General features: G+C 64.6%; 15 protein-coding genes. 4 read left to right on the top strand and 11 right to left on the bottom strand.

What is annotated here, in order from left to right; all coding sequences use genetic code 11:
* Positions 1-156 precede the first annotated feature (156 nt).
* Complete coding sequence (locus ACLRDN_RS23350) at positions 157-777, bottom strand: response regulator transcription factor (RefSeq protein WP_088756598.1); 621 nt, start codon at positions 775-777, stop codon at positions 157-159.
* A 322-nt stretch (positions 778-1,099) separates the two neighbouring features.
* Between ACLRDN_RS23350 and ACLRDN_RS23345 the strand changes: the two genes are divergently transcribed.
* Positions 1,100-1,798, top strand: coding sequence for a YoaK family protein (locus ACLRDN_RS23345; protein WP_413458211.1), 699 nt, complete (start codon positions 1,100-1,102; stop codon positions 1,796-1,798).
* A complete protein-coding gene (locus tag ACLRDN_RS23340) occupies positions 1,795-2,370 on the top strand; it encodes a TMEM175 family protein (protein WP_413460440.1) in 576 nt (191 codons plus the stop codon). Before ACLRDN_RS23345 ends, ACLRDN_RS23340 begins: the two co-directional genes overlap by 4 nt.
* A gap of 10 nt (positions 2,371-2,380) precedes the next feature.
* Here the strand turns inward: ACLRDN_RS23340 and ACLRDN_RS23335 are convergent, their stop codons facing one another.
* The gene (locus ACLRDN_RS23335; protein ID WP_413460439.1) at positions 2,381-3,043 is read right to left on the bottom strand and encodes an HAD family hydrolase; all 663 of its coding nucleotides are present in this window, start codon (positions 3,041-3,043) and stop codon (positions 2,381-2,383) included.
* 300 nt (positions 3,044-3,343) lie between these two features.
* Between ACLRDN_RS23335 and ACLRDN_RS23330 the strand changes: the two genes are divergently transcribed.
* Positions 3,344-4,441, top strand: coding sequence for a hypothetical protein (locus ACLRDN_RS23330; protein WP_413458210.1), 1,098 nt, complete (start codon positions 3,344-3,346; stop codon positions 4,439-4,441).
* A gap of 208 nt (positions 4,442-4,649) precedes the next feature.
* Here the strand turns inward: ACLRDN_RS23330 and ACLRDN_RS23325 are convergent, their stop codons facing one another.
* Positions 4,650-6,653: a hypothetical protein gene (locus ACLRDN_RS23325; RefSeq protein WP_413458209.1), complete on the bottom strand. Its 2,004-nt coding sequence runs from the start codon at positions 6,651-6,653 to the stop codon at positions 4,650-4,652.
* A gap of 632 nt (positions 6,654-7,285) precedes the next feature.
* Entirely contained in the window at positions 7,286-8,587 is a 1,302-nt protein-coding gene (locus tag ACLRDN_RS23320; protein WP_413458208.1) for a UDP-N-acetylglucosamine 1-carboxyvinyltransferase, read from the bottom strand.
* A 334-nt stretch (positions 8,588-8,921) separates the two neighbouring features.
* On the opposite strand from ACLRDN_RS23320, the gene ACLRDN_RS23315 reads away from it, so the two are divergent.
* A complete protein-coding gene (locus tag ACLRDN_RS23315) occupies positions 8,922-10,022 on the top strand; it encodes a serine hydrolase (RefSeq protein ID WP_413458207.1) in 1,101 nt (366 codons plus the stop codon).
* Here the strand turns inward: ACLRDN_RS23315 and ACLRDN_RS23310 are convergent.
* From ACLRDN_RS23310 to xylF, 7 genes are all read right to left on the bottom strand, one after another.
* On the bottom strand, positions 10,003-11,508 hold the full coding sequence (locus ACLRDN_RS23310) for a diguanylate cyclase (protein ID WP_413458206.1): 1,506 nt from the start codon (positions 11,506-11,508) through the stop codon (positions 10,003-10,005). The two genes, ACLRDN_RS23315 and ACLRDN_RS23310, sit on opposite strands and share 20 nt — an antisense overlap.
* Before the next feature lie 117 nt (positions 11,509-11,625).
* Entirely contained in the window at positions 11,626-12,552 is a 927-nt protein-coding gene (locus tag ACLRDN_RS23305; RefSeq protein ID WP_413458205.1) for an amidohydrolase family protein, read from the bottom strand.
* A 1-nt stretch (position 12,553) separates the two neighbouring features.
* Complete coding sequence (locus ACLRDN_RS23300) at positions 12,554-14,338, bottom strand: IlvD/Edd family dehydratase (RefSeq protein WP_209533947.1); 1,785 nt, start codon at positions 14,336-14,338, stop codon at positions 12,554-12,556.
* A gap of 34 nt (positions 14,339-14,372) precedes the next feature.
* The gene (locus tag ACLRDN_RS23295) at positions 14,373-15,164 is read right to left on the bottom strand and encodes an SDR family NAD(P)-dependent oxidoreductase (RefSeq protein WP_413458204.1); all 792 of its coding nucleotides are present in this window, start codon (positions 15,162-15,164) and stop codon (positions 14,373-14,375) included.
* Positions 15,165-15,240: 76 nt separating this feature from the next.
* Positions 15,241-16,431: a sugar ABC transporter permease gene (locus ACLRDN_RS23290; RefSeq protein ID WP_413458203.1), complete on the bottom strand. Its 1,191-nt coding sequence runs from the start codon at positions 16,429-16,431 to the stop codon at positions 15,241-15,243.
* 25 nt (positions 16,432-16,456) lie between these two features.
* Positions 16,457-18,013, bottom strand: a complete 1,557-nt coding sequence (gene xylG / locus ACLRDN_RS23285) for a D-xylose ABC transporter ATP-binding protein (protein ID WP_413458202.1) — start codon at positions 18,011-18,013, stop codon at positions 16,457-16,459.
* A 108-nt stretch (positions 18,014-18,121) separates the two neighbouring features.
* Complete coding sequence (xylF, locus tag ACLRDN_RS23280) at positions 18,122-19,138, bottom strand: D-xylose ABC transporter substrate-binding protein (protein WP_006464779.1); 1,017 nt, start codon at positions 19,136-19,138, stop codon at positions 18,122-18,124.
* Positions 19,139-19,205: the final 67 nt, after the last annotated feature.

The following is a 19,205-nucleotide window of genomic DNA, read 5'->3' as shown; positions in this document are numbered from 1 at the left end:
GATTACTGATGGAAAGAAAGGAGGTGTTCATGAACGTGGCAAAATCCGGTCGGTTTCGAAGGCTTTCGAATCCGATCGCCGCTTGCTGTCGTTGCCGGTCATGGTCCGCAACGCAATGAAGCCCCCAGCTGGGTGACAATCATCCGTGACGCAGCCTCACCGCTGCCGCGCCGAATGAATCTGCAAGCGCTCCGCCGCCCGCACCAGGTCGGCCAGGGTCTTGGTCTGCATCTTGTCCATCACGCGGCGCTTGTGGACCTTGACGGTGATTTCACTGATGCCCAGTTCGGTGGCGATCTGCTTGTTGAGCAGGCCGCCGATGGCCAGTTCCAGCACTTCACGCTCACGCGGGGTCAGCGTTTCCAGGCGCGAGGCATTGGCGGCATGCTCCACCCGCAAGTGCAACTGGCGGCTGGCCAGGGCCAGGGCCTCCCTTACCGCGCCAAGCAGACGCTCCTCTTCGACCGGCTTGGTCAGGAACTCATGGGCGCCGGCCTTCATTGCCTGGACCGTCGCGGGAATGGTGCCGTAGCCGGAAATGAAGATGATCGGAATGGCATCGCCCCGATGCTCCAGCCGCCGTACTACCTCGAAGCCGTCCGAACCCGGCATCTTCATATCCAGCAGCAGGCAGCAGGGCTCGCCGGGCAGTGCTTCCTGCAGAAATTCTTCGGCCGAGGCAAAGCCCCGCGCCTTCATGCCGGCCGAGGCCAAGAGTCTCAACAGGGCGGTCCTGACCATCCCGTCGTCGTCGACGACGTATACGGTGCTTTCCATATTGAAATCCGTCTGCCAGTTGAGAAAATGCTTGCACCAGCAAGGCCGATCAGGGCGAACCCCGCACGCTCCGGAAAGCGCCGGCACCACTGGCCTTGCAGTGTTGCCATCATCTGCATTCAGACCGGCTTTGGATTGTACAAATGTGCTGTTTTTTGTAGAAAATGCCTTTGTTGCATCTATCAACGCCATATCGTTGCCGAATCGGCAAGGAGTTGACGCGTTCCGCAAGACTTGTCTTATCCACAGGGATAATGGGCGCGCGGCTGCGGCGGTGCTAAGGTGTGCGGCCTGCCCCCGCCCCTCAGAAGCGAGACACCTCATGAATACCGCACAACGCAACCGCCTCCAGTCCTCGGGACTGGCCTTTCTCGCCGCCTATGTCGACACGCTGGGCTTCATTGCGCTGTTCGGGCTGTTCACGGCCCACGTGACGGGCAACTTCATCCTCATCGGCGCGGCCCTGGCCGATACGGAGCAGATGTCCATCCTGTTGAAATTCCTGGCCTTCCCGGCCTTCATCCTCGGCGTGGCGGTGGCGCGCGTTTTCATCGCTGCCATCTTGCGCCGCAACGGCCGGGCGCTGGGCTGGTCGCTGCTGCTGCAGTTGGTCTTGCTGATCGGATTCATGCTCTGCGGCATCGCCGCCACCCCGGTGCAGTCGCCCACGGCGGGCTGGGTGATGGCCTCGGGCCTGCTGGGCACCGCTTCCATGGGCGTGCACAGCGCCATCAGCCGACTGCTGCTGGCGCACCTGGCACCGACCTCGCTGATGACGGGCAACGTCACGCAAGTGGTGATCGACGTGGTGGACATGCTGCGCGGCGCGGCTGATGCCGGTACCACCGAGCGCTGCATCAAGTTCGTGTGGCCGGTGCTCTCTTTCGGCATCGGCGCCATCGCCGCCGCCTTCGCCTATCACCTCGTGGGCTTCGCCGGGCTGATCGTGCCGGTATTGATCCTGGTGGCGATGGTGGTGTGGGAATGGCGCCAGCCGCTGCCGGCCAAGGCCGCGCCGTGAACAAGTCGCGCCTGGAAGCCTTCAGCGATGGCGTCATCGCCATTGCCATCACCATCATGGTGCTGGGCTTGCAGACACCGCAGGGCGCCAGCCTGGCCGATCTCGCCCCGCTCATGCCGCCGCTGCTGAGCTATGTCCTGAGCTTCGTCTACATCGGCATCTACTGGGTCAACCACCATCACCTGCTGCAGCTGGCCACGCAGGTCGACCGGCGCGTGCTGTGGGCCAACCTGCACCTGCTGTTCTGGCTGTCGCTGCTGCCCTTCGTCACCTCGTGGGTGGCCAACCATCATCGGCAGAGCGCACCCGTGGCCTGCTACGGCGTGGTGCTGCTGATGTGTTCGGTCTCTTTCCTGCTCTTGAAGCGCGCCCTGCGCCACAGCGAAGCGGCACATCCTTCGCTGGCCGCGCTCCTGGGCCATGGCCGCAAGAATGCGCTCTCCATCCTGCTCTATGCGCTGGCCATTCCGCTGTCACTGGCCACCCCGCTGGGGGCGACCGCCATCTACGTGTTGCTGGCCCTGCTGTGGTTCCTGCCGGACCATCACTTCGAGGCGGCCCGCCCGCACTGAGGGCGAGGGCTTATCCGCCGATCTTGTCCCACAGCGCCTGGCCGTTGAAGTCGCGGATCACCGCATGGGCACCGGCAGCGCGTAGGCGCGCCTCATCCAGTCCGCCCAGCATGCCGAAGGTCCAGACCTGCGCGCTGCTGGCGGCTTTCACGCCCGAGCTCGAATCCTCGAAGGCCACCGCCTGCTCCGGCGTGCCGCCCAGCAGTTGCAGGGCGGTCAGGTAGGGCAGGGGATCGGGTTTGGCACGTTCCAGTTCATCGCCGATGACCAGGGTGTCGAAGCGGCCGGCCAGGCCGGTGGCCTTCAACATCAGCTCGGCATTGGCGCGCGGGGCATTGGTGACGACCGCCGTACGGCCGCCGATGCGGGCGATGTGATCCAGCAGCCGTTCGATGCCGGGCGTGGGCGCGACCTGCTGGTCCAGCTGCGAGCGGAACAGCTGTTCCTTTTCTTCGGCCAGCGGCTGGTACTCCGAGGCCGGCATGCCGGGGAACAGGTGGTCGAAGATCATCGCGTTGGAGGCGCCCATGATGTGGGTCTTGTAGTACTCCACGTCGACCGAACGGTTCCAGCGCGACAGGATGGTATTGAAGGCCGCGTGATGCAGGGCATCGCTGTCCATGAGCGTGCCGTCGAGGTCGAACAGGAAATGGGTGATCGGGGTGTTGGCCATGGGAATCCGTAGCAGGGTGGAGTAGCGCGCTCGGGCGCCGTTGAGTGAGGCGCTCATTCTATAAGACTCGGCAGGCCGATGCTGTGCAGTTTCCGGTGCTTCTTTCTGCAACGTCTTCTGTACGCATTTCTGCCCGTTTTCCTGCACGCCGACGCGCGGTGCTCCTGCTCTCCTACGCCACCTGCCGAACTCCGCCGATGGCGCCGCCGTCGGCGCGCCCCTAGAGTCTCTAGCGTGGCAATGCCCCCCAGCCCTGCGCACGTCGCAGAGATCAATCCATCAAGAATCGCGAGGAGACTCATGACCACCTCAACCATCCACCCCCTTCCACCGGCCAGCGTCGAGGCCGTCAACAACAACGGCTCCGGCGTCTCGTGGGGCGCCATCCTGGCCGGCGCTTTCGCGGCGGCGGCCTTGTCCTTCATCCTGGTGATGCTGGGCTTTGGCCTGGGCTTCTCGTCGATCTCGCCGTGGTCCGGCGAAGGCGTCTCGGCCAAGGCCATCGGTTATTCCACGGCCGGCTGGCTGCTCTTCACCCAGATCGCCGCCTCGGCCATCGGTGGCTTCCTGGCCGGCCGCCTGCGCGTAAAATGGGCGGGCCTGCATACCCGTGAGGTCTACTTCCGCGATACCGCACATGGCCTGCTGGCCTGGGCCGTCGCTTCGCTGGCCACCGCCGCCCTGCTGGGCTCGGCCGTGGGCAGCGTCATCTCGGGCGGTGCCAAGACCCTGGGTGCCGCTGGCGGCGTCCTTGGTACCGGCGCGGCAGCCACCGCTGCGGCCATGGGGCCGGAGGGCGCGCAACAAGCCGGCAACCTGGCCGATCGCGCTTCGGGTTACTTCATCGATTCGATGTTCCGTACCGGTACCACTGGCGGCACTGGCAACACCAGCGCAGCGCCTGCCGCGCCGGTAACCCCGGCTGCCGGCAGCGATGCCGCTACCGCCGCACCGGCCGCCCCGCTGGCCGCGCCGACGCCCGCTGATGGCCGTGAGCTGACCTCGGCCCAGCGCATGGAAGTGGTCCGCGTCTTCGGTTATTCGCTGGCCAACCAGCAACTGGCCGACAACGACAAGCGCTACCTGGGCCAACTGGTGGCACGCCATACCGGCCTGTCGCAAGCCGATGCCGAGAAGCGTGTGGCCGACACCTTCGCCGCCTACCAGCGCAACCTGGACCAGGCCACCACCAAGGCCAAGGAAGCCGCTGACGCTGCCCGCAAGGCCGCGGCCTACGCCTCGCTGTGGATGTTCCTGGCGCTGCTGTGCGGTGCCTTCATCGCCAGCCTGCTGGCCACCTATGGCGGCCGCCTGCGGGACCGCAATGAACTCTACGGCGAACCGGTGCTGCGTCATGAACTTCACGCCCATCGCGTCGGGGAACCCGAGCTGCACTGAGCGGCGGCGTCCCTGGCCACGTTTTGCCGAACCTGAACACCAACCTTCATAGGAGACTGATATGGGCGCCATTCTGCTCTGGCTCTTGGGTATTCCGATTCCCATCATCCTGCTGCTGATCCTGCTGTTCTGAACCTCGCAGCCACGCAAGAAAGCACAAGGGCGGCCATCTGGCCGCCCTTGTGCTTTGGCTGGTGAGACCTGCCGCTTACACGCCGAAGATGCTACCGATCGTGGACGGGTTGTACTGCACGCCCTGCAGGGTCAGGTGGTAATACAGCTTGCCGGCACCCGCACCGTCCAGGTCGATCTGCAAGCGGGTGCTGCCGTTGAGGTCGGACGCCGTGACGTAGTTCTTCACGAAGTCCTGGTTCACGACCTGTCCAAAGACCTTCACCCGGTCCATGCCGACGGTAAAGTCGGTGACGGTCGCCTTCAGTGCACTTGCCTTGCCGAAGCTGCCCACGGTGAGCCTGTCGTCGCCTGCACCGGTTTGCACGAGGATGCCTGCGGGAGCTTCCGGTGTCTGCGCGGGCTGCGCAGACGGCGCCTCGCGATACCACTCGCCGCTGTTGCCCCGGCGCGAAATGATGTAGCCGCCGCCTTGGGCCGACCACACGTACCAGTCGCTGTCGGCAGGACCAGTGCGGTAGACGGGTTTGCTCATGTCGACCAGCGGCACGCCGTTCTCGGAGAATTCGGCACCGAAGTAGGCCGGTGACGTGTTGCGCAGCTTGAAGATGGTGTCGCCCGAATGGACCAGCTCGTAGAGGGTGCGCGCCTGCTGGCGCTCGGCGGCGGTGAGCGCCGGGTCATTGGCGCGGGCATTGAGGCGTTCGCCGAAGAGATCGGACTGGGTCGTGCTGTCGCTCCACTTGAGCCGGGTCAGCAAGGCATCGGTGAACTGCAGGCTGTCGGCCAATTTCTTGATGGCCGCGTCGAGCGTGCCGTAACGGGTCGGGTCGGTGGGCGTGAGGTTGGCGATGGACTTCAGGGCGATACCGTAATTGCGTGCCGTCACGCTGGCGGTGCGCGCGAATTCGGGATTGATGACCGCCGCGCCCTGGGCATTGGTGGTCGTGACCGGGGCCACGTCGCCGGAGAGGATGTCGACCTTGAACAGGCTGCTGACTGCAGCGTTGGCGCCGGTGACCATGGTCGCACCGACCTGGGCGGCGGCCAGGCTGGTCTGGCCGGTGGTCAGGCCGGCCTTCTGCGTGGCCAGCTCGGTCAGCGCCGTCACGTTGATGATCTGGTTGCTGCCATCGGCCAGGGCGACCGCGCGCAGCACGGTCGTGCCCAGGTCGTTCACCCGCAGGGTGGCTTCGTCGGCGTAGTTGTCGGCCACGCCGGGCGTGTTGTCGCGCACGGCCAGCAGGATCAGGCCCTTGTAGCCGGATTGTTCCAGCACCAGCGTGTAACGGCCATTGACCACCGGCACGGCCTTGCCGATCACGCGGCCTTCGGCATCATAGGCGGTGATGGTGGCGTTGTTCAGCGGGCCCAGTGCGGCCGCGCCGGAGAGCGTGGCGGGCGTGCCGCCGCCACCGCCGCTGCCTGCCGTAGCGGCAGCTCCGGCGTTGCTGCCGCCACCGCCGCCACCCCCACCGCCGCCGGCGGCAGCCAGCAAGCCCAGACCACCCGCAATCACCGGCCAGGACAGGCCGCTGCCCTTGCTGGCTGCGGACTCGGTTCCGGGGCTGCCCTGGGCCGTCAAGGTGGAGGAAGTGTTGGCTTCACCGATACCGCTGACATCGGCCTGGCGCACGCCGCTGCCGCCATCGGCGAGCTCGCTGGCGCGGCCATTGGCGGTGCCGCCATCACTGGCCAGGGCCTCCGTGGGCCGGGCCTCGTCGCTATCCGGCCGGGTGGCGTCTTCTTCGTCCCTGGCCGTCTTGGGCTTGACCACGCGCTTGATGCCGTAGCGCTTGATCTCCTTGGAGGTGACCGTCACGGCCGCCTCCGCCGGGACCTCGATATGGTTCAGCTTCTCGAACACATCGCCCAGGGCGATGTCGCCATCGGCGAATTCCAGCACCATCTGCGGTGAATTCACCGCTGCCACGGCGCCACGGCTGATGATGATCTTGTGGCCGTTTTCCAGCACCAGCGCCAGGTCGAGGTCGATGGCACGCACATCCTTGATGTCGCGCTTGTTGATGGAGCGCAGCAGGGCGCTGGCTTCGGTCAGGTTCAATACGGTAATGCTCATGGTGGCTGCTCTGTCGTTGAAGACATGCCCGATCGCGTCATCCGGCATGCATGTTGGTCACGACTACGCCGGCCGCGGGACGACAGAGGCCACGGCACCGCCCGGTGGGCAGGCATGGCGATCAGTGCGGCTGGGACAGGACTGTCCGGACCAAAAGGTCTGCTCTCGGATCAGTGGGGCGAAGCCTGTCCCGGTGGAGGGAGCTCAAGCGGGTGTGTGCAGCGGCCGGCCAGCCTTGTCTTGTGTTCTTGTGACGTGACCGCAACCGCCACGCATGACCAATACTTCCGCCACGGCGTAGATTAACGGCAGAAATTATCCTTGGCAGGTCGTCGCAGGGCTGTCGAAAAAATTCGATTTATTTGGTCAAGAAGCATATGTTTTGGACGCTTCCAAAAGTGCGCCGAACCGGGCCTGCAGCGCGGCAAAACAAAGTGGTGGCTTTCCAGAAATGCTGGCCTTCGGGACGATGCCGGACGCATCGGATGCCGGTGCGAAAACCGGACGGCGGGAGGGGGAAATCAGGTGCTGCGAAGTGAGCACCGCAGGATGGAAACGGTATCGGATCAAAGCGGAAAGAGCCCGACGGGGCTCCTTCCCTTGCGCCAGGAGACGGCCTGGCTACCGCAGGATCAGTCTTCCTCGACCCAATCCACCACAGCGCCCAGCGAGCGCAGGTTCTCCACGAACTTGGGGTGGGCGCGCCGGATCGGCAGCGCATTGCGGATCTCGGAACGCCCTTCGATGCTGGCGGCGACCATGAACAGCGCAATGGCCACACGGATGATGTAGGGACTTTCCACCGAAGCCGGCGACAGCGGCAGGCCGCCGAAGGTGATCAGGCGATGCGGATCGCCCAGGAAAACATGGGCACCGAATTTGGACAATTCGCTGCTCCAGCCCATGGCACCGTCGTAGATCTTGTTCCAGAACATGGTGTTGCCCTCGGCCTTGACGCCCAGGGCGATGAAGATGGGCAGCAGGTCCACCGGCAGATAGGGCCAGGGCGCGGCTTCCACCTTGGTGAGGATGTTGCTGGTGAAGGGTTTGACTACCTTCAGCGGCCCGTTCTGGCGCGTGTGCGACCAGCCGTTTTCATGCACCACGTCCACCCCGAACTTGGCGAAGGTGCGGTCGATCAGCGGGAATTGTTCCGGCGCGCTGTTGCGCACGCGCACCTGGCCGCCGGTGATGGCGCCCATGGCGAGGAAGGTGGCGATCTCGTGGAAATCCTCGTCGAAGCGGAATTCACCGCCGCCCAGCTGCTGGCCACCGCGCACGGTCACGCGCGAGGTGCCCAGGCCATCGATCTGCACGCCCATCATCACCATGAAGCGGCAGAATTCCTGCACGTGCGGCTCCGAGGCGGCATTGGTGAGCACCGATTCGCCCTCGGCGGCAGCCGCGCACAGCACGAAGTTTTCGGTCGTCGTGACCGAGGCATAGTCCAGCCAGTGATGATTGGCCTGCATGCGGCCGGTGGTGCGGATGATGAGCGAATCGGGGCTGCTTTCCACCCGGGCGCCGAAGCGCTGGAAGACTTCGACGTGGGGATCGATCTCGCGCACGCCCAGCGTGCAGCCCTTGACGTCGTTCTCCAGCCGCGCCACGCCGAAGCGCGCCAGCAGCGGTGGCACCAGCATGATGGAAGAACGCATTTCTTCCGGCAGGTGGTGCACTTTGGGATCAAAGTGCGTATCGCGGTGATGCAGTTCCAGCACCCCGCTGGCGTAGTCCACCTTCACCTCGCTGCCCAGCACGCGGAAGATCTCCAGGATCTTCTTGACGTCGGTGATCTCGGGGATGCCGATGAGCCGTAGCGGCTGGTCGGTCAGCAGGGTGGCGCAGAGGATGGGGAGGACGGCATTCTTGTTGGCAGAGGGGATGATGTCGCCGCGCAGCGGGCGGCCACCGTGTACGATGAGATTGGACATGAAGAAAATCGTTGATTCAGTCAGACGGAGTGCGCCGGAAGCAGTCTGCCCCCGGCCGGGAATGGACAGATTATGCGCCGCCCGGTTGCAGCCAGGGAAGCAAATTGTGTCCGCTGCGGCTGCCTCTTCGGGACTTGTCGTCTTGTCATCTTTTTCACTTATGGCCGTACGGAGGTGAAGGTTGCTGCAACGAAAGCCAAGTTTCCGTATCATGGCCGTTCCTGGATGATTGCACCGACTAAGGTTTTCGACGATGTTTCGCACGCAGCAGCCCCGTTCCGGCAATGATTTACGCTTTTCCCTGCTCATTGGGCCTGGCCTGCGCCGGGCCGGCATGGTGGTCCGTCTCCTGATGTGCAGCGTCTTGCTGCTGGCGCTCACGGCGCTCTCGGGCAAGGTCAGCGAGGCCCAGGCGGCCGGCTCCACGGCCGGCAAGCACCGGGCTGCCAGCAGCGGCGCCAAGGGCCGCAATCGCAGCGTGCGCAAGAAGGCCGCCGCGCCTGCGACGGCGCGCACTCCGGCGCGCGGCCGCCGCCGTGGCCGCGCAGCGGCGGCTGCCGTGGCTGCCACCGGCGCTACCGCTGCCACTGCCGCCGCCGCCACGACCACCGCAGCGAGCCCGGCCCCGGCCGTCAGCACCAACACCAAGCCCGAGCTGCTGCCGCGCTGCGGCTTCACCGAAGCCTCGCGCCGCCACATCTTCTCGCGCGGGGTGTACGTGCTCGATGAAGAAACCAATACGCCGCTCTTCGAGCGCAACGCCGATACGGTTGCCCCCATCGCCTCGGTGACCAAGCTGATGACGGCCATCGTCTGGCTGGACCAGAAGCCGCTGCCCATGGCCAATCGCCTGGAAGTGACCGAGGACGACCTGGACAGCCTGAAATTCACCCACTCGCGCCTGAACGTGGGGGCCAGCCTGTCGCGCGCCGACATGCTGCACATCGCCCTGATGTCTTCCGAGAACCGCGCTGCGGCCGCCATGAGCCGCGACTATCCGGGCGGCCGTCCGGCCTTCATCGCCGCCATGAATGCACGCGCCCAGGCGCTGGGCATGCCCCATACGCATTTCGAAAATGGCACCGGCCTCTCGCCCGAGAATGTCTCGACCCCGCGCGAACTGGCCGAACTGGTCAAGGCGGCCAACCGCTACCAGCTCATCCGCAATGATTCGCTGGACAAGCAGAAGATCATCAACATCGGGCGCGGCCAGCTGCAGTACATCAATTCCAACCGCCTGATCCGCTACGGCCAGGTCAATGCCACGGTACAGAAGACCGGCTTCATCAACGAGTCCGGCCACAACATGGTGCTGCGCCTGCTGGTGCATGACCGCCGCCCGGTGATCGTCACCATGCTGGGCAGCGGCACGGCCGATGGCTCGCGCCTGGATGGCGTGCGCATCGCCAAGTGGCTCAACTGTTCGCTGAACTGAACTGCCACCCGGCCGGCGTCATCTCGGCCGGCGCCTGGAACAGCCGCACCCGGTTGCGGCCTTCGCGCTTGGCCTGGTAGAGCGCCTGGTCGGCGGCCTTGACCACTTCCTCGATGCTGCGATGGATGCCGCGCTCCAGGCATGCCACGCCGATACTGATGGTGAGCCGGCCGAAGGGGCTGCGCTCATGCGGGATCTTCTGCCCCTGCAGCGCCGCGATGATCAGCTTGGCCACATGCACCGCACCCTCGGCATCGGCTTCATCGAGCAGCACCACGAACTCCTCCCCGCCATATCGTCCGGCCCGGTCGCAATGCCGGGACACCGCCGCCTTGATGCAGCGGGACACGGCCACCAGCGCATAGTCGCCCGCCTTGTGGCCGTAGGTATCGTTGTAGAGCTTGAAGAAGTCCACATCCGCAAACAGCACCGCAAAGCGCGCCGATTCATTGCGCTGGCACTTGTGCCAGGCTTCCTGCAAGGCGTCGTCGAGGGCGCGGCGATTGAGCAGGCTGGTCAGCTTGTCGGTGCGGGCCTGCTCTTCCAGCTGCTGGTCCAGTTTGCTGCGCCGGAAGAATTCTTCACGCACGCGGCTGATGAGGTAGGCGGCCGCCGTGCTGAAGACCGCCATCAGGAACACCACCGCATAGAACATGCGCATCCATTCACGGAACAGCGCCTCCTTGGTGTGGCCGATGAAGACCACCCAGCGCGTCTGCGGTACGCGCACGTAGGTGTAGAGACGCTGCACGCCATCCTGCCGGGAACGCGTGAAATAGCTGCCTTCGGCCGGTGTGCCTGCGGCCAGCAGGTGTTGCAGCTGCGGCGCGTTCTCCACCCGGGAGCCGATGAAGGCCTCGTCATAAGGCAGCCGCATGTAGGCCACGCCGTCCACCGAGTAGAGCGACATGACCGCATTTTTTTCCAGCGACATGGCCTCGAACAGCTGCCGGAAATAATCCAGGTAGAGCACCATGAAGACCACCCCGCCGAAACTGCCATCGACATGGACCAGGCGCTTGGAGAGCACGATCACCTGGGCGCGCCGTTCCAGCCGCACCGCCTGCGGGGCCGAGATGTAGAGCGTGCCGCGCGTGTCCTGTCGCGGCACCTCGAAGAAATCGCGTCCGGAAAAATTGCCCGGCATGATCTCCTCCAGCACCGGCGAGCCGACCACGCGCTGGCCATCGGCATCGATGATGCCCTGGGCGGCGATGTAGCCGGCCTCGATCTTTTCGCCGAGCAGGAAATCAAGCTGCTGCTGCGCCGGCATGCGATGCAGTTGGGTATGGCGATAGCGCCAGGCCAGGCTGTCCAGCGCCAGCGAGAGCAGCTCCATGTTGCGCGAGATCGAACGCTGCGCGATACGGGCCACGTTGAGGGTGTGGTTGACCGAGATGCGTTCTACCTGCTTGTAGCTCTGGTAGAGCACCACACTGGTGATGATCCCTGCCATCAGGGTCAGCGAGCCGACCAGCAGGGTCATGTTGCGTTTGAGGCGTTTGATTTTTGTCTCCCCGTACCTTGTCATGACAAAGCGTTCCCTGGCGCAATATCGCACCGTGAAAACCGCTTGGCAATGAAAAGGCAGCCGGGGAAAACCTTATGGCATCAGGCCGTAAATCCGGGCCGAGGATTCGCCCCACAGGGCATCCTGGTCAGCAGGAGAAAGACGGCGCGCGGCCCATTCCCGCACCACCGCCACCACCCTTGCATAGGAGGCGGCCAGCAGGCAGACGGGCCAGTCGGAGCCAAACATGAGGCGCTGCGGACCGAACAGTTCCAGCGCCGTATCGAGACACTGCACGATGTGATCGAAGTCGCGTGTGCAGAGGCCGCGCAGCCAGTCGGCCTCGGTCAGCAGACCCGAGATCTTGCAGGCCACGTGGGGCATGGCGGCCAGCTCATGCAGCTGCTGGCGCCAGCGTTCATAGGCGGCGCGGCCCTTGCGGAATTCCTTCAGGGCCGGCTTGCCGAGATGATTCAGGACCACCCAGTGCTGGTCGTGCAAGGCGCAGAGCTGGCGCAGCTGCGGCAGGTGGCGTTCATGGGTGAGCACCTCCAGCACGTAGTCGCGCTCCTGCAGCCAGCGCACGCCGTGATTGAACTGCGGTTGGGTCAGCGCCTGCGCGGCGTCATCCTCGTCCTGCATCGGATGACGCAGCCCCAGCATCTTGGGACGGCCCCATTGCTCCATGCGCTCGGCCAGTTGCGGCGAGGCGATGTCATCCCAGGCGATCACGCCGGCGATGCGTGCATCGCGCCGCGCCATCTCCAGCAGGAAGCCGGTTTCCTCGTGGCCCGGACGGGCTTGCACCGTGATCGACGCATGCAGGCCCTGGGCGTCCAGCAGGGGCTGGAACTGGTAGGGCAGGCGGTCTTGCGCCAGCAGGTCCATGCCGGTACCGATCCACGGATAATCCTCGGAACGGTAGCGCCAGAAGTGCTGGTGCGCGTCGATGCGCATCGGCCCCTTGATCCTTCTCACCGGGGCCGGTGGCATGCGCAATTCACGATGCAGGGTCAGCATGTCAGTGATTGTGCCGTGGCAGGGTTTGCGCCACGCCCTGGTACTTCAGGGCCAGCTCCATGCAGGCACCGGTCTCCAGCTGGCCGACCGTGCTGCGATAGATTTCCTGCCAGGGTGTCTGGCTGGGCGGCACCGGCGGAATGCCTTCGCTCTTGCGGCGCGCCAGTTCTTCCTCGCTGATGAGCATGTTGCATTCTCCGGTGTTGAGATCGATGCGCACGCGGTCGCCATCGCGCAGATACGCCAGTCCGCCACCGACGGCGCTCTCGGGCGAGGCATTGAGGATGGAGGGGCTGTCGGAAGTGCCGGACTGGCGGCCATCGCCCAGCGTGGGCAGGGTCGAGATGCCGCGCTTGATGAGCGCATCGGGCGGCTGCATGTTGACCACCTCGGCCGAACCGGGCCAGCCGACCGGACCGGCGCCACGAATGGCCAGCAACGTGTTCTCGTCGATCTGCAGCGCCGGGTCGTTGATGCGGGCGTGGTAGTCGTCCGACCCGTCGAAGACCACGGCGCGGCATTCGAAGATGTTTTCCTGGCCGGGCGTGCTGAGATAGCGTTCGCGGAAAGTTTCCGAAATCACGCTGGTCTTCATGATGGCGAAGTCGAACAGGTTGCCCTTCAACACCAGGAAACCGGCGCGCTCGCGCAGCGGGGCGGAAAATGCGTAAATCATTTCCCGGTCGTTCGATGCACGGCCCTGCAGATTCTCGGCCATGGTCTTGCCGGTGGCGGTGATGCGTTCGGCGCGCAGCTTGCCGGCCTGCTGCAGTTCCCACATGATGGCCGGCACGCCGCCGGCGCGGTGGAATCGTTCACCCAGGTACTTGCCGGCCGGCTGCATGTTCAGCAGCAGCGGCACGTCGTAACCATACTTCATCCAGTCTTCCGAATGCAGCTCCACGCCCGCATGGCGCGCCATGGCCATGATGTGCGGCTGGGCATTGGTGGAGCCGCCGATGGCGGCATTGACCACGATGGCATCGAGGAAGGCCTCGCGCGTGAGGATGGCCGAGGGACGCAGGTCTTCATAAGCCATGCCGACGATGCGGCGGCCGGTCTCATAGGCCATCTGGCCGCGTTCGCGATAGGGGGCGGGGATGGCCGAACAGCCGGTGAGCGACATGCCCAGCGCCTCGGCCATGGCGTTCATGGTGGAGGCGGTGCCCATGGTGTTGCAGTGGCCGGAGGAGGGGGCCGATGCGGCGGCGATCTCCAGGAATTTCTCGTTGTCGATGCTGCCTGCCGAGAGCAGCTTGCGGCCCTTCCAGATGGCCGATCCCGAGCCCACCAGTTCGCCGTCCATCCAGCCGTCCAGCATGGGGCCGCCGGAGAGCACGATGGCCGGGATGTCGACGGTGGCCGCCGCCATGATCTGCGAGGGCGTGGTCTTGTCGCAGCCGGTGGTGAGCACCACGGCATCGATGGGGTAGCCATGCAGGATTTCCACCAGGCCCAGGTAAGCCAGGTTGCGGTCGATGGCGGCGGTCGGACGGCGGCAGTTCTCGAAGATCGGATGCAGCGGGAATTCCATGGGAATGCCGCCCGCATCGCGGATGCCATCGCGCACCCGCTTGGCCAGCTCCAGATGGATGCGGTTGCATGGGCTGATGTCGCTGCCGCTCTGGGCGATGCCGATGATGGGACGGCCCGAGCGCAATTCTTCGGCGGTGATGCCGTAGTTCATGAAGCGCTCCAGGTAGAGTGCGGTCATGTCGATGTGGTCGGGATTGTCGAACCAATCCTGGGAGCGGAAGCGACGGGGTGTGGCGTGTGGCTTGTTCATGGATTCCTCTGGGCCGAAAAGGCGTGTGGATAAGTTACGCGCCCAGCCAGCCGGCATCGACGTAGTACTCGCGGCCGGTGCACTTGGCACCGCTGTCGGAGGACAGGAACAGCGCGAGCGCCGCGACATCATGCGGATCGACGCGGACCGGCAGGCATTGCGCAGCCAGGATTTTCGCCTCTTCTTCGGGGGTGTGCCAGAGCAGCGTCTGGCGCGGGGTGCGGATGGCCCCCGGGATGATGGCATTGACGCGCACGCCGTCGCGCCCGAAATCACGCGCCATGCCATGGGTCATGCCTTCGATGCCGGCCTTGGCCGTCATGTAGAGCGTCAGGTCGGGCAGGCCCAGATGCCAGGAGATGGAGCCGAAATTGAGGATCACGCCGCCCTTGCGTTCACGCATCCCCGGCAGCACGGCCTGGGCGCAGAAGAACTGGTGGCGCAGGTTCACGGCCAGCCGTTCATCCCAGTAAGCGGGGGTGACGTCTTCGCTCTTGTGGCGGTCATCATTGGCGGCGTTGTTGATGAGGATGTCGACGCCGCCCATGACGGTCTCGATGTCGGCGAAGGTGGCACGCAGGGCGTCCAGGTTCATCAGGTTGCAGGGGAAGAAGCGCGGTGTCACTGCGGCATCCTTGAGCGAGGCCACCAGCGCTTCCGATGGTTCGGTGGCGATATCGAGGAAGCATACCTGCGCGCCTTGCCCGGCGAAGGCTTCCACCAGCGCCGCACCGATGCCGCTGCCGCCGCCGGTGATGACGACCCGCTTGCCGGCGAGGCTGCGATAGAGGGCGTGTTCGAAGACGGTGGGGGTAGCTGCGGTCATGCTTGGTACTCCAGAGGATAGGATGGGCCGCAGATGCGGCCCGGAAACGATATAAACAATTTGTTCAGTATTGCGCTCAGCGGCCCGAACGGGTACTCACGTCGACCCACACCGCCAGCACCAGGATGCTGCCCTTGACGATCATCTGCCAGTAGGTGCCCACGTCCAGCATGGACATGCCGTTGTCGAGGCTGGCCATCACCAGTGCACCGATGAGCGCGCCATAGATGGTGCCGGAGCCGCCGCGCATGGAGGTGCCGCCGATGAAGCAGGCGGCGATCGCATCGAGTTCGCCCATGTTGCCCGCCGACGGCGAACCTGCAGCCAGGCGGGCGGTATTGACCAGGCCGGCCAGTGCGCACATCAGGCCCATGATGCCGAACACCCACAGCTTGACGGCCTGCACGTTCACGCCCGACAGGCGGGTGGCTTCCATGTTGCTGCCCACCGAATAGATGCGGCGGCCGAACACGGTCTGCGTGCTCACGTAGCTGAACAGGCCCAGCAGCGCCAGCAACAGCAGCACCGGCACGGGAATGCCGTCATAGCTGTTGAGCGTGCGCACGAAGGCCAGCAGTACCGCACCGATCACCAGCACCTTCAAGCCATCGCGCCAGAGGGCCGCCAGCGGCAGGCCGTGACGGCTGCGGTTGACGCGGCTCATCCAGGTCAGCGCCACCGCCAGCACGAACAAGGCGATGCCCAGCGCCACGCCGATCTGCGGCGGCAGGTAGCCCTGGCCCAGATAGACCATGTTGTCCGACACCGGCGCAATGGTGAGGCCGCCGGTAATGCCCAGCAGGATGCCGCGGAAAGCCAGCATGCCGCCCAGTCCGACGATGAAGGAGGGAATGCCCAGGTAGGCGGTCAGGTAGCCGTTCAACAGGCCCAGCCCCAGGCCGAAGCCCAGCGCCAGGACCAGGTTCAGCGCCAGCGGCAGGTGGTGGCTCACGTCCAGCAGCGCGGCGATGCCGCCCAGCAAGCCCAGCAGGGAACCTACCGAGAGGTCGATTTCACCGGCGATGATGACCAGTACCATGCCGCAGGCGAGGATGCCGGTCACCGACATCTGGCGCAGCAGGTTCGACAGGTTGCGGGGTGTGAGGAAACCGCCATCGGTCATGAAGCTGAAGAAGCCCCAGATGATGGCGATGGCGATCAGGAGCGCGATGATCTTGTAGCGGCGAAACACCAGCTTCAGGTTGGCCATGCCGCCCGCTCCTCCGACGGCACTGCCGGTGGCGCTGCTCAGATTGCTTGTAGTCATACCGAATTCACCTTGTGATGTTGGGTCAGACCGTCACCGCGCGTGGGGACGCTTGCGGGACGGGCTGGTTGATGGCAGCGGCCAGTACGGTTTCCTGGCTGAGGTTGTCGTTGACGAAGTCGCCGCGCAGTTTGCCTTCGCCGATGACCAGCACGCGGTCCGACACGCCCAGCACTTCGGCCAGTTCCGAGGACACCATGATGATGGCCAGGCCCAGCTTGGCCAGCTCCGAAATGAGTCGATAGATCTCGGCCTTGGCACCGACATCCACGCCGCGCGTGGGTTCGTCCAGAATTAATACTTTGGGCTGGGCCAGCAGCATCTTGGAGAGCACCGCCTTCTGCTGGTTGCCACCCGAGAGTCCGGTGATGGGCAGGAAAGGCGTGGCGGTCTTGACGCGCAGGCGGCTGATCTCGCCCTGGATGGTCTTCAGTTCGGCGCTGCTGTCGATGCGGGTGCCGCGCGAGAAGCGGTTGAGCACGGTCAGGGTGATGTTCTGGCCCACATCCAGGTCCGGCACGATGCCATGGTGCTTGCGGTCTTCCGGCACCATGCACAGGCCCTGGCGGATGGACTTCAGGGGCGATCCGGTATCGGCCGGCTTGCCTTCGAGCAGCACCTGCCCCTCGTAACGTCCGCGATAGGCGCCGAAGATGGCCGAGACCAGTTCGGTGCGTCCTGCACCTACCAGTCCGGCAATGCCCAGGATCTCGCCCCGGCGCACCGAGAAGGAGACATCATCGACGCGCTTGCGGCGCGGATTGTCGATGTCGTAGCAGGTGATGTTGCGCGCTTCCAGCACCACTTCGCCAATGGCGTGATTGCGCTCCGGGTACATGGCGGTGATTTCGCGGCCGACCATCTGGGTGATGATCTTGTCCACATCCATGTCCTGCATGGGGGTGGTAGCGATGTGCTTGCCATCGCGGATCACCGAGATGGTGTCGCAGATCTCGGCCACTTCGTCGAGCTTGTGCGAGATGTAGACACAGGCCACGCCGCGCGCTTTCAAGTCCTTGATGATCTTGAGCAGCACCGCGATTTCGGAGGCGGTCAGCGATGACGAGGGTTCGTCCAGGATCAAGAGGCGCGCATCCTTGTTGAGCGCCTTGGCGATTTCCACCAGTTGCTGGTGGCCACCGCCATATTGCGAGACCGGCAGGGCCACGTTGATGTCGGGCATGTTCAGCTCGCGCATCAGTTCTTCGGCGCGGCGATACATGGCGGGGTAGTTCATGCGGCCACCCGGCAGGGTGATCTCGTGGCCCATGAAAATGTTCTCGGCCACCGACAGCTCGGGCACCAGCATCAGTTCCTGGTGGATGATGACGATGCCGGCGGCTTCGGTGTCGCGCACCGAATGGGCCTGCAGCGGCTTGCCGTCCCACAGGATCTCGCCATCCCAGGTGCCATGGGGATAGACGCCGGAGAGGATTTTCATCAGCGTGGATTTGCCCGCGCCGTTTTCACCGCACAGGCCCACGCATTCGCCGGGGCGGATCTTGATGTCGATGCCGTCCAGGGCACGCACACCGCCAAAGCTCTTGACGATGCCTTTCATTTCTAACAGATACTCGGACATGCCTGTTCTTTCCAAGAAGCCTCTGGAGCCTGCGCCCGGCGGCCGTGCCGGGGGCGCAGAGAGCGACGCCGGCTACCGTTGCGGCAGCCGGCGTTCGTCACTCGGCAATCAACGGCCGTCGATCTGGGCCTGGGTGTAGAAGCCGTCATCGACCAGAACCTTGACGTTTTCCTTGGTCAGCAGGATGGGCTTCAGCAGCAGGCTGTCGACCTTCTTGAAGCCGTTGTCATACTGGGCGTTGTAGGTCGGCTTCTCGTTGCGGGCCAGTTGCACGGACAGGTTGGCCGCTTCGGTGGCGATCTGCTTCAAGGGCTTGTAGACGGTCATGGTCTGGGTACCGGCGACCACGCGCTTGACTGCAGCCAGGTCGGCATCCTGGCCCGAGACCGGCACCTTGCCGGCCAGCTTCTGTGCGGCCAGGGCCTGGATCGCGCCACCGGCGGTGCCGTCGTTGGAAGCCACGATGGCATCGATCTTGTTGTTGTTGGCCGTCAGCGCATTCTCGACGATGGACAGGGCTTCGGTCGGGTTCCATTCCTTGACCCATTGCTGGCCGACGATCTTGATGTCGCCCTTGTCGATGTAGGGCTTCAGGGCCTTCATCTGGCCTTCGCGGAACATCTTGGCGTTGTTGTCGGTGGGCGAGCCGCCCAGCAGGAAGAAGTTGCCCTTGTTCTTGACCTTCAGGATGCCCTCGGCCTGCATTTCACCGACCTTCTCGTTGTCGAAGGAGATGTAGGCGTCGACGTCGGCATTCAGGATCAGGCGGTCATAGGACAGCACCTTGATGCCGGCCTTCTTGGCTTCCTTGATGGTGTTGGTCAGGACCGTGGCGTTGAAGGGGACGATCACGATCACGTCCACGCCGCGCGAGATCAGGTTCTCGATCTGGGAGATCTGGCGTTGCTCGCTGGCATCGGCCGATTGCACAAAGACCTTGGCGCCCAGCTTCTCGGCGGCGGCGGTGAAGAAGTCGCGGTCGCGCGCCCAGCGCTCCACGCGCAGGTCATCGATGGAAAAACCGATCTTGGGATTCTTGGCGTCGGCCATGGCGCTGCCGGCCACCATGGACAGGGTGGTCACGGTCATCAGCGCCAATACGGTCTTCTTCAGCATTGCCTTCATAGTCCAGTCTCCGATTTGAATTGAATTTGAATTGATTATGATTTTTGAAGCGGCGTGACCGGGTGGA

Source organism: Herbaspirillum huttiense, from assembly GCF_047300815.1.
Lineage (GTDB): Bacteria > Pseudomonadota > Gammaproteobacteria > Burkholderiales > Burkholderiaceae_D > Herbaspirillum > Herbaspirillum huttiense_A.
This window is presented reverse-complemented; position numbering and strand designations above follow the sequence as displayed.